Annotated in this window: 9 protein-coding genes; 7 read left to right on the top strand and 2 right to left on the bottom strand. The window is 30.6% G+C overall.

From position 1 onward, the window contains the following. Window positions 1-139 precede the first annotated feature (139 nt). Together CVD18_RS03660 and CVD18_RS03655 are read left to right on the top strand one after the other, a co-directional pair. Window positions 140-1,762, top strand: a complete 1,623-nt coding sequence (locus CVD18_RS03660) for an ABC transporter substrate-binding protein (RefSeq protein ID WP_369858577.1) — start codon at window positions 140-142, stop codon at window positions 1,760-1,762. A 118-nt stretch (window positions 1,763-1,880) separates the two neighbouring features. Continuing rightward, entirely contained in the window at window positions 1,881-2,957 is a 1,077-nt protein-coding gene (locus tag CVD18_RS03655; protein WP_103864087.1) for a hypothetical protein, read from the top strand. Window positions 2,958-3,011: 54 nt separating this feature from the next. Here CVD18_RS03655 and CVD18_RS03650 read toward each other — a convergent pair whose 3' ends face one another. Both CVD18_RS03650 and CVD18_RS03645 read right to left on the bottom strand, forming a co-directional pair. Continuing rightward, window positions 3,012-4,193 (bottom strand): GlmU family protein, encoded by a 1,182-nt coding sequence (locus CVD18_RS03650; protein ID WP_103864086.1) that lies wholly within the window; start codon window positions 4,191-4,193, stop codon window positions 3,012-3,014. Between the two features lie 208 nt (window positions 4,194-4,401). Further along, complete coding sequence (locus CVD18_RS03645; RefSeq protein ID WP_103864107.1) at window positions 4,402-4,653, bottom strand: type B 50S ribosomal protein L31; 252 nt, start codon at window positions 4,651-4,653, stop codon at window positions 4,402-4,404. A 353-nt stretch (window positions 4,654-5,006) separates the two neighbouring features. Here CVD18_RS03645 and CVD18_RS03640 point away from each other — a divergent pair, with 353 nt between their 5' ends. The 5 genes from CVD18_RS03640 (at window position 5,007) to CVD18_RS03620 (ending at window position 12,401) form a co-directional block, all read left to right on the top strand. After that, window positions 5,007-5,534: a DUF4199 domain-containing protein gene (locus CVD18_RS03640; protein WP_103864085.1), complete on the top strand. Its 528-nt coding sequence runs from the start codon at window positions 5,007-5,009 to the stop codon at window positions 5,532-5,534. 3 nt (window positions 5,535-5,537) lie between these two features. Next, window positions 5,538-6,485 (top strand): glycosyltransferase family 2 protein, encoded by a 948-nt coding sequence (locus CVD18_RS03635; RefSeq protein WP_103864084.1) that lies wholly within the window; start codon window positions 5,538-5,540, stop codon window positions 6,483-6,485. 208 nt (window positions 6,486-6,693) lie between these two features. Further along, window positions 6,694-8,424 carry a phospho-sugar mutase gene (locus CVD18_RS03630; protein WP_103864083.1) on the top strand — a complete coding sequence of 577 codons (1,731 nt, stop codon included), beginning with the start codon at window positions 6,694-6,696 and terminating at the stop codon, window positions 8,422-8,424. Window positions 8,425-8,455: 31 nt separating this feature from the next. Further along, window positions 8,456-10,285, top strand: a complete 1,830-nt coding sequence (locus tag CVD18_RS03625; RefSeq protein ID WP_103864082.1) for an ABC transporter ATP-binding protein — start codon at window positions 8,456-8,458, stop codon at window positions 10,283-10,285. 1,597 nt (window positions 10,286-11,882) lie between these two features. Next, window positions 11,883-12,401 carry an RNA polymerase sigma factor gene (locus CVD18_RS03620; RefSeq protein ID WP_103864106.1) on the top strand — a complete coding sequence of 173 codons (519 nt, stop codon included), beginning with the start codon at window positions 11,883-11,885 and terminating at the stop codon, window positions 12,399-12,401. The last annotated feature ends 31 nt before the right edge of the window (window positions 12,402-12,432 follow it).

The raw sequence follows: 12,432 nt of genomic DNA, 5'->3' as shown, positions 1-12,432 counted from the left end.
AAAATAAGTGTCATTTCCGCAAAGGCAGAAATCTCATTATATTTACCCATACCAAAACTCAAAAACATTGAGTCTCTCTGGAATAAATTTTCAGAGTGCAAATATACCAACAATAATTCGTTTATTAAAATTGAAAATAATCTGTCATTTTTCTGCAATTCGTTATCTTACAGTCTTTTATATTTTTACCACTCTGCTATCTTGTAGCCATTCTAACCAAAAGAATAAAGATCATTTGGTATTCAGGTACAATCAGTATGAAAACGTAAGTTCTCTAGACCCTGCATTTGCAAGAGATGTTCCCAATATCTGGTCTACCAACCAGCTATTTAATAGTCTTGTACAATTAGACGACTCTTTACATATCAAACCTGACATCGCAAAAAGATGGGAAATATCTGATGATGCCCTACGATACACCTTTATCCTTCGCAATGATATACGATTTCATAAGCACAAATTGTTTAACACTAAAGACAGTACCCGTTTTGTTACTGCAGAGGATTTTGTATATAGCTTCAACAGACTTATCGATCCTAAGCTAGCATCTCCAGGTAATTGGGTGCTAAAATCCTTAGATTCTTACAAAGCAATAAATGATACTATTTTTGAGATTAAATTAAAAAAACCATTTCCAGCATTTTTAGGCTTAATGAGCATGCGATACTGCTCTGTTGTTCCAAAAGAAATTGTAACATTTTACGGAAACGAATTCAGAGCCAATCCTATTGGCACAGGACCTTTTAAGTTCAAATTATGGGAAGAAAACATTAAACTTGTATTACGCAAAAATGAGTTGTATTATGAAAAAGATGACCAAGGCAAACAATTACCCTATCTCGAAGCCGTAGCGGTCACCTTTTTACCAGATAAACAAAGTGAATTCTTACAATTTGCAAAAGGAAATATCGACCTACTCAACAGTCTAGATACCTCATACAAAGATGAATTATTAACCCCTAGTGGTAAATTACGAGAAAACTACAAAGACAAAATCAACATTAGCAAAGGCTCTTACCTAAACTCTGAATACCTAGGCTTCTATCTAGATACAGACAAACAGGAAATACAATCAGTGCTCTTGAGAAAAGCTATTAATCATGGGTTTGATAGAAAAAAAATGATCACATATCTCAAAAACGGGATAGGTACCCCTGCAACACATGGTTTTATACCAAAAGGAATTCCTGGTTTTAATAGTACTCCTGGATATGAATATGATCCCGAAAAAGCCCGTAAGCTTATAGATGCTTATAAAAAACAAACAGGAAACAACACTCCTAGCATACGAATTGCAACAGATGCCAATTATCAAAGTATTTGTGAATTTATTCAACGTGAACTAGAAAAAGTTGGACTGCAGATCATAGTTGATGTTATGCCTTCTTCTACAATACGCCAAAAAAAATGGAAAGGTGAGCTAGAGATATTTCGAGCTAGCTGGATTGCAGATTACCCAGATGCGGAGAATTTCTTATCCCCGTATTACAGTAAAAACTTCACCCCCAACGGTCCTAATTATACCCACTTCAAAAATGAAACTTTTGATCAATTATACGAGGAAAGTTTTTTGATAACCGATACTAAAATTAGAGAAAAACAATATGCAAAGATGGATTCTATCATCATTGCACATGCTCCTATTGTACCTTTATATTATGATCAAGTAGTACGATTCACTCAAAAAAATGTAAAAGGACTCACTAATAACCCTCAAAACTTTTTAGTATTGAAAAAAGTTTGGAAAGAAAAGTTAAAATAAATGTAAAAAAATCACAACACCTACAGTTAATCCTTATTATTTGACTTTAATCGATTATTTTCTTACATTAGCAACCTTTTAATCAAATTATTAACACAATCAATTAACGAAAAATCGTATGAAAAAAATTAATTTATTTTTTCTTTCCTGTCTTCTCTTTGGAGCAATCTCATGTAGTAGTGATGACGATAATCAAAGTGACACACAAAATAATGTTGATCCAAATCCTGTAGAAGAAACAGCTCTAAATGCAAATACCGTATCTAAAGACATCTCTATTGAAGGAGCAACCAGAATTACAGGAGCTGCCCCAACACCAAACGGAGATATTCCTTTTTCTATGAGCGAAACCACTCAATCAGGTTTCTTAAACAGTGGATTTGACATTTCTTTTAGTGCTCCACAAAATTATGCAGGAGCATATCTTTTGATCAAATCAAATGACGGAACCATGGCTTCTGATTATTTTGATGTTCCAAAAAGCACAGCTCTTCGCAGTACTCCTAAAAAGAGTGCCAACATCTTTTCTAAACAAAGTAAAGTAGACAATAATATAGAAATTGAAGTAGATTTTGGAAATGCTATTCCTCCTGGTAAATTTTGTTATTTACTATGTATTTATGACAATAATGGCAATATAAGCGAACCTGTAGAAGTATGTGTAGAAGTAGAAGCATGGGGAGGAAACTCTGCTCTAGTAGGAACATGGAACTACACTAAGCAAATTGAAAATGGAAAAACCATTTTACCTGGCGAAGGAGGTCGTTGTGAAGCAACAACTATAACCTGTAATAACAACCAAGAATTAACTATAGATGATGCCCATTGTTATGCCCTAGATGCTTTTAAACTTACCATAAATAGTGATGGCACTTATGAGTATAGAAGTGATGACACTAATATAGATTTTAATTACACTGCAAGTACAGAAACTTGTGAAGCCACTTTTTACCCTGAAGAAGACGAATATTATATCTCTAAAGGGCAATGGGCTTATGATGAAGAAGAAAAAAGAATGACGCTAGTAGAATTTGAATATACCGAATTTTACAATCAAGAAATTCACAAAGGCATCTCAGAAGATGGTGATGTTAGCTTTGATGGCAGCACCGTTATTGATGGATCTTCTATGGTAATCAAATTTTCGTATGAAGAAAACATTACTTATAACATAGAGTTTTTTCTTTCAAAATAATATATAAATACCACTATAAAAAAAAGCACCTTTTAAAATTAAAAGGTGCTTTTTTTATGACTCATATCCTTTGCGCCATGGTTTTGTTTCTTCAAAAATATGTTCTAAGATATCTTTATCTTGTTTTGTGAATTCTATATTTCTTCGTGACATTACCACCTCGGCAACTTCAAATGCTTTTTTAGTAATATAGGTTGAAAAACCATTACCTCCTCCCCAACTATAACTTGGAATAAAATTACGAGGAAAGCCTGTTCCAAAAATATTGGCACTTACTCCAACCACCGTACCTGTATTAAACATAGTATTGATACCACACTTAGAATGATCCCCCATCATCAATCCACAAAATCGTAAGCCTGTTTTTGCAAAACCTTCTGTTTCATAGCTCCAAAGCCGTACAGGCGCATAATTATTTTTAAGATTAGAAACATTGGTATCAGCACCAATATTACACCATTCTCCTAGCACACTATTACCTAAATACCCTTCATGCCCTTTATTAGAGCACCCAAATAATATAGAATTATTAATTTCTCCTCCAGCCTTTGAATATGGTCCAATAGTCGTTGCTCCATAAATTTTTGCTCCCATTTTTATCACAGAATTATCACAAAGAGCAAAAGGACCTCTTATAAGACTCCCCTCCATTATTTCTGTATCCTTTCCTATATAAATCGGGCCTTTAGTAGCATTCAATGTAGTATATTCTAAAACAGCTCCTTCCTCAATAAAAATATTTTCTGGTTTGATTACATTATTACTTACAGGAATAGGCTGGCTCTCTCTACCAAACGTAAGCAATTTAAAATCTTGCTGGATTGCTTGTTCATTCTTAGAAAAAATATCCCATGTCTGTTGAATTGCCAGAACATCAAAATCACACTCAATCAATTCATACTTTTCAAAATCAACCTCCTGCCCTTCTTTTATATAAAATGCAATAGGCTCATCATTATAAAAAATAGCCTGATCAACCTCAAGGTTCTTTATTACATCCACAAGAGATTCGGAGGGAAGATAAGAAGCATTAATCATTATATTATCTTCTAACTCTACCATAGGAAATTTTTCACTGAGGTAATCCTCAGTTACAGTAGAAGTAGTATATCCTAAATATTTTTCCCATTTTTCACGAATGGTTAATATTCCAACCCTTATTTCTGCAACAGGCCTAGTATATGTAAATGGTAGTAAAGCATTACGTGAAGCCCCATCAAAAAGAATATAATTCATTTGTATTAATTATCTGTGGTTTTATATCTATTTATACAATAACGAAAGGTACAAAAAATACCTTTATACAAAATGTTATTAAAAAGCGCTAAATAACATATAATAATCGACAAACAACATTTTTTTAAACATGAAATACATTATCATTATAAAAACAAAAAGCCCTTCCTAATTAGGAAGGGCTTTAGTATAAATATGATTGCTTAAATTACTTTTTGAATTTAGCATATTTGTTCTTGAACTTGTCAATACGTCCTGCTGTATCGATAAGTTTTGATTTACCAGTATAAAACGGATGAGAAGTTCTTGATATTTCAAGTTTTATCAAAGGATACTCTACACCATCAACTTCTAATGTTTCTTTAGTATTTGCTGTAGATTTAGTTATAAAAACTTCCTCATTAGACATATCTTTAAAAGCTACTAATCTATAATTTTCTGGGTGAATATCTTTTCTCATTTTTATTATTCTTTTCTTTTTTCGAGGTGCAAATTTACAACTATTTTTTAAAATCCAAAACAATTTTCGATAAAGAAAACAGGATTTTATTTCAGAGATAAAAATACTATGTTTATCTGATATAAAAAAACAAGTATACATTCTATTTCATTTCAGAGCTAATAAAAGGCTAATTCCTTTAATTTTTATAGTTTTTTAAAATGACTTCTCCATAAATTTACAATTCTTATTTTAGTTAAAATATTATGTAAAAATTATCTCCACTACCCCTATAACTTTTTTAAACATACATGTAACATTTTACTATATTTGTCTACTCATAGTTTATATCTAAAACTAAATTAATTACACATATGGAAAATGATAAAGCACCTGCAAAAAAGATGATGATAAACTATGGGATTATTCTTGGAATCTTATCTACTACATTAGGAGTTCTCATATACATAATGGATGGTTACACTGAACCAAACTGGATACATAATGTTATTGGTATAGCTATCTTAATTGGGGTTATTATATATGGAATAAAAGCATACAAAACTGTAAATGCTGGTTTTCTTAATCTAACTGAAGCATTAAAAGTTGGTATTGGTATTGCTCTAATCGGTGGTATTATATATGTCTTGTGGATTCTTACTTTAATGATTTTAGTAGAACCAGACATTATAAGTCAAATTAACGAGTTACAAAGAGCGCAAACAATTGAGCAATATCCTGACATGTCTAAAGAACAACTAAATCAAACTTTGGATATTGCAAAAAAATTCACAACTCCATACATGATTGCCGCAATCGCATTAATAGGAAATCTATTCTTTGGTTTTATTATTTCTTTGATTGGTGGTCTCATCATGCAAAAAAAACAAGAGTTACATTAATATATGAATATATCTGTAGTCATACCACTGCTTAATGAGCAGGAATCTCTAAATGAATTATATGATTGGATTGCAAAAGTTATGCAATCCAATTCTTTTTCTTATGAAATTATCTTTATTGATGATGGTAGTAAAGATGATTCATGGGATACCATACAACAATTGTCACAAAAAGATGATCAAGTAAAAGGGATTCGTTTTCTCAAAAACTATGGGAAATCACAAGCATTACATGCGGGTTTTGAAGCTGCACACGCAGAAGTAATCATCACGATGGATGCAGATTTACAGGATAATCCCGAAGAAATACCAGAGCTATATAACCTTATCATGAAAGAAGGTTATGATCTAGTTTCTGGATGGAAAAAGAAACGGTACGACTCTGTTATTGCTAAAAATTTACCTTCAAAATTATTTAACGCGGCAGCAAGAAAAACCTCTGGAGTAAAATTAAATGATTTCAACTGTGGATTAAAAGCATATAAAAATGTGGTTGTAAAAAATATAGATGTTCATGGTGAGATGCATCGATATATTCCTGTACTAGCCAAAAATGCAGGTTTTTCCAAAATTGGAGAAAAAGTAGTCCTACACCAAGCCAGAAAATACGGAAAAACTAAATTTGGAATGAGTCGTTTTGTAAATGGATTTCTTGATCTGGTAACCATCTGGTTTATGTCTAGATTTGCAAAAAGACCAATGCACTTTTTTGGACTTATTGGTACCCTACTTTTTATAATCGGATTCTGTCTCTCTCTATACTTAGGAATAGACAAACTCTTTATAGAAACAAAAGGGAGGCTAATTGCGCAACGTCCTGAGTTTTATATTGCATTAACATCAATGATGCTAGGGACTCAGTTTTTTCTAGCAGGATTTTTAGGTGAAATTATTTTAACCGCTAAAAGAAGTAAAGAAAGATATAACATCGCAGAAAAAATACATTTGTAATAACAATATAATCATGCATCTACAAAAATAAAATCTATTTTTGTAGCATATAACCTCTTTGATTCTTTTTCTTTTTTATAAATTCAGGTAAAAATTTACTATATATAATAAGTATTATCATCTATGATATGTAGTTAAGTATTGTTTACCTATTTTTCAAAACTTTTTAAACAAATTAAATAGTATTTTTGTCATAAAATTACCAGCCATGCAAATCACAGAATCTGTTATAAACACAAGAGTTCAAGAATGGTTAACTCCTTTTTTTGATACCGCTACTCAACAAGAAATCCAAAATCTCCAAAATAATAATCATGAAGAGTTAAAAGAAAGTTTTTATAAAGATCTAGAATTTGGTACAGGAGGAATGCGTGGCGTTATGGGAGTAGGCACCAACAGAATTAATAAATATACGCTAGGAAAAAGTACACAGGGATTAAGTAATTATTTAATCAAACAATTCCCTGAAGAACAACCAAAAGCGGTAATTGCCTATGATTGTCGTAATAATAGTGATACACTGGCACAAATTGTGGCTGATGTATTTTCTGCTAACGGAATCAAAGTATACCTCTTTTCAAGCTTAAGACCAACTCCTGAGTTGTCTTTTGCTGTAAGAGAATTAGGTTGTCATTGCGGCATTGTATTAACTGCTAGTCATAACCCTCCAGAGTATAATGGATATAAAGTCTATTGGCAAGATGGTGGACAGTTAGTTCCTCCGCAAGATAGTGAGATTATTAATGAGATAAATTCATTAAAGTATTCTGACATTCAATTTACCGCCAACACAGAATTAACACAAAAAATCGATCATGAAATCGATACTGTTTTCATCAATCAAAGTGTACAAAACGGAAGCTTTGTAGCTACTCAACAAGCAAAAGACAATACAACAATTGTTTTCACTTCTTTGCACGGTACTTCTATTACTGCAGTCCCAGAAACTCTAAAAAAAGCTGGATACAAAAATGTACATATTGTAAAGGAGCAAGCAGAACCAGATGGTAACTTCCCTACAGTAGCATCCCCAAACCCAGAAGAGCCAGAGGCTTTGACCATGGCTATGAAACTTGCCGAAGATGTTAAAGCAGATATTGTAATTGGTACAGATCCTGATTGTGATCGTTTAGGGATTGCCATTAGAAATGATAAAAATGAACTACAGTTATTAAATGGAAATCAAACCATGATCGTAATGACATGGTTTCTTTTGGAAAACTATAAAAAACAACAAGACTTCATTGGTAACGAATATGTTGCTTCTACTATTGTATCAACCCCAATGATGCAAAATCTGGCCTCTTCATATGGAGTAGAATACAAAGAAGTTTTAACAGGTTTTAAATGGATTGCAAAATTAATCAAGGACTATCCTGATAAAAATTTTATTGGAGGTGGAGAAGAAAGTTTTGGGTTTATGGTAGGCGATTTTGTTAGAGATAAAGATGCAGTCACATCTACTTTATTAGCTTGCGAGATAGTAGCCGCAACAAAAGCAACTGGTAGCTCCTTCTACGCTACGTTACTAGAATTATATACAAAATATGGTTTCTATAAAGAAAACCTGGTCTCTCTAGTAAAGAAAGGAATTGACGGTGCCGCAGAAATTAAGCAAACCATGATCGACCTTAGAAATAATCCACCAGAATACATCAATAACGAAAAAGTGGTTTTGATTGAAGATTATCAGACAGGTATTACCAAAAATATACTAGATAATACCGAAACTACTATAGAAATACCAACATCAAACGTATTGATATTTTACACAGAAGCAGGAAGCAAAATTGCGGCAAGACCCAGCGGTACTGAACCAAAAATAAAATTCTATATCAGTGTACAAGAATCTCTTGATTCAGTTACAAATTTTGACATAACACAACAACAATTAGATAGTAAAATTAATGCTATCAAAAAAGACCTAAAATTAATCTAATTCGCAGTATTAACTGTTCAGCCTATTTTTAATGAACTATTTTAAACAAATTCTTCGCTTTGCGAAACCATATAAGATATATGGTTTCTTAAACATTATATGCAATGTCTTTTATGCATTATTCGGAACTCTTTCTTTTATTTCTTTAATACCAATGTTAAGTGTTTTACTAAAAGAAACAGATCCTGTTACTATTAAACCTTTATGGAAAGGTAATTTGACTGATTTGAAAGATTACTTGATGGATTATTCTAATTACTTTATTACCCTAAAAACAGAACAGGAAGGAGAAGTTTATATTCTTACAGCCATGGTTACATTAGTAATCATAATGTTTTTGTTTAAAAACTTGTTTAACTACTTAGCTATGTATTTTATTACATTTTTAAGAAATGGTGTATTGAGGGATGTTAGAAATGAGCTATATAAAAAAACTATTAGTCTGCCTTTATCCTATTTTTCTGAAAAAAGGAAAGGAGATGTTATTGCACGGGTTACATCTGATGTACTAGAAATACAACACTCTTTTCTTTCTATTTTAGAACTAATTGTAAGAGAACCTCTCATGATATTATTTACTATCATAATGATGTTTGGAATAAGCTTAAAATTGACAATCTTTGTTTTTGTTTTTATACCAATATCAGGTTTTTTAATTTCATTAATTGGTAAGTCTCTAAAAAGAAAATCGGGTAAAGTTCAAAAAGAGCAAGGGCAATTTTTATCTATTGTTGAGGAAACCCTTGGGGGATTAAAGGTTATAAAAGGGTTTAATGCTGAAAAAATTTTTGGAAGCAAATTTGAAAATTCAACAGATAGATTTTTTAAATTTTCTAACTCTTTATTAAACAGACAAAATCTAGCATCACCTACTAGTGAATTTTTAGGAATATGTGTAATTGCTATTTTATTATGGTTTGGTGGTAAAATGGTATTTATTGAAGGGACTTTAAAAGCAGCTGAATTTTTTGCTTACATGGGACTTGCATATAATATTCTAACACCTGCAAAAGCAATATCAAAAGCTAGTTATGGTGTAAAAAAAGGAAACGCTGCTGCAGAGCGCGTATTAGAAATACTAAACTCTACATCTCCTTTACAAGATAAACCTAATGCACAAGAGAAAAAAGAGTTTACCTCAGAAATCATGATAGACAATATGTCTTTTAAATATGAAGATGAGTATGTTTTAAAAGATTTTTCTTTAAAAGTACCAAAAGGTAGTTCTGTTGCATTAGTAGGGCAATCTGGGAGTGGTAAATCAACAATTGCTAATCTAGTAACTCGTTTTTACGATGTAAATAAAGGTAGTATTAAAATAGATGATGTTGATATCAGAGACCTTACCAAAACTTCATTAAGGAATTTAATGGGATTAGTTACTCAGGACTCAATACTATTTAATGACACTATTAAGAACAATTTATTAGTAGGTGATCAAAAAGCATCTGATGAAGAAATTATTAATGCCCTAAAAATTGCAAATGCTTGGGAGTTTGTAAAAGATTTACCCGCTGGCATTGAAACGAATATAGGTGATAGTGGTAATAAACTAAGTGGTGGGCAAAAACAACGACTATCTATCGCAAGAGCTGTATTAAAAAACCCTCCTATCATGATTTTGGATGAGGCTACCTCTGCATTAGATACAGAAAGTGAAAGACTGGTTCAATCTGCATTAGAGAATATGATGAAAAATAGAACAAGTATTGTAATTGCCCATAGGTTATCTACTATACAAAATTCAGATTTAATCGTTGTAATGCAAAAAGGTAAAATTGTAGAGCAAGGAACTCATAATGAGCTTATTTCTAAACATGGTGTTTATGAAAAATTAGTAAACATGCAATCATTAGAATAACTTAATCTCTAATAATCAATAATATACAAAAGAAAAAAGAGTGCTCTCGCACTCTTTTTCTTCACACAAATCATCTTAATTTAGGGGCTTACTCTAAAATTAAAACTCACTCTTATAAAAATCTCTCATCTTGGGGGAAATGAAAGAATCAACTTTCTTATTATAAGATAAATATACATCAAAAAAACAAGGCTCACAAATAAAAACAGCATTTTATCTTAAAAATTAACATTTTATCTACTCAAACATATAAAACACACTAACTCTGTAGTCTTTATCCTACTTTATAATAATTCTTTGATTTGTAACAAATAATCATATAAAATAAAAAAGAGTGCTCTCGCACTCTTTCTCTTCACACAAATCATCTTAATTTAGGGGCTTACTCTAAAATTAAAACTCACTCTTATAAAAATCTTTCATCTTGGGGGAAATGAAAGAATCAACTTTCTTATTATAAGATAAATATACATCAAAAAAACAAGGCTCACAAATAAAAACATCATTTTATCTTAAAAATTAACATTTTATCTATTTAAATATATAAAATACACTAACTTTGTAGTCTTTATCCTACTTTATAATAATTCTTTGATTTGTAATAAATAATCATATAAAATAAAAAAGAGTGCTCTCGCACTCTTTCTCTTCACACAAATCATCTTAATTTAGGGGCTTACTCTAAAATTAAAACTCACTCTTATAAAAATCTTTCATCTTGGGGGAAATGAAAGAATCAACTTTCTTATTATGAGATAAATATACATCAAAAAAACAAGGCTCACAAATAAAAATAGTATTTTATCTTAAAAATTAACATTTTATCTATTTAAATACATAAAATACACTAATTTTGTAGTCTTTATCTTACTTTTTAATGATTCTTTGATTTATAACAAAGAATCATATAAAATAAAAAAGAGTGCTCTCGCACTCTTTTTCTTCACACAAATCATCTTAATTTAGGGGCTTACTCTAAAATTAAAACTCAACTTTTATAAAAATCTTTCATCTTGGGAAAAATGAAAGAACTCATTCATTATTACACTGTAAAGATACAACTTATTATTAATAAACCAAACAAAAAATGCTTTTTATCTAATTATTATGTTTTTAAACATTTTAAACATTTGAAATACGTAAGTATTTACCTACATTTATAATTTGAAGTATATTTATTACCAAACAAAAAAAGAGTGCTCTCGCACTCTTTCTCCTCACACAAATCATCTTAATTTAGGGGCTTACTCTAAAATTAAAACTCACTTTTATAAAAATCTTTCATCTTGGGGAGAATGAAAGAACTCAATCATTATTACACTGTAAAGATACTCTATATTTTCATTTCACCAAACTTTTCTAGCTTTTTATCTATTAAAATAAGCAAAAACATTGATTTTTAACATTTATTCCTACAAATTCCTACAAATAACTAAATTAAAAATCCACTTTAGAGATAAGTATTTGGTAATTAAATGCTCTATACACATTAAACCTTTTTTATGTACTTTAGTCTTAATAACATCAAAACAAGCTAATGAAGCTATAAATAAAACCCATTGTACCTTTGGATACTCAGGAAGAAAAAAATCTACTTATTGCATTACAAACAAAAAAGGATATAAATGCTGATTTTGCAAAACTTGTTGCTCTATATCAACAACGTCTCTATTGGCACATAAGAAATATGGTTAAAAATCATGAGGATACTGATGATATACTGCAAAATGTATTTATTAAGGTATATAAGAATATTAAAAAATTTAAAGGTGATAGTAAACTATATTCCTGGTTATATCGCATTGCAACAAACGAATCAATAACGTTTCTTAATCAACGTGCAAAAAAATATAAAATAAGTAATGAAGAACTAAGTATCCAATTGATTCAAAACCTTGAAGCAGATGTTTATTATGATGGGGATCAAATGCAATTAAAATTACAAAAGGCAATTGCAACTTTACCACAAAAGCAACAACAGGTATTTAATATGAAATATTTTCAAGAACTAAAATATAAAGAAATATCAGAAATATTAGAAACCAGTGAAGGTGCCTTAAAAGCATCTTATCATCATGCTACAAAAAAAATTGAAGCATTCTTAAAAAGTGATTAAACCTTTTCTCAAAAACAAAGTCATATAATTA

The sequence above is a fragment of the Aquimarina sp. I32.4 genome (assembly GCF_002924285.1).
Classification (GTDB): domain Bacteria; phylum Bacteroidota; class Bacteroidia; order Flavobacteriales; family Flavobacteriaceae; genus Aquimarina.
Note: the sequence above shows the minus strand (reverse complement) of the source record. Positions and strands in the feature narration are given on the sequence as shown.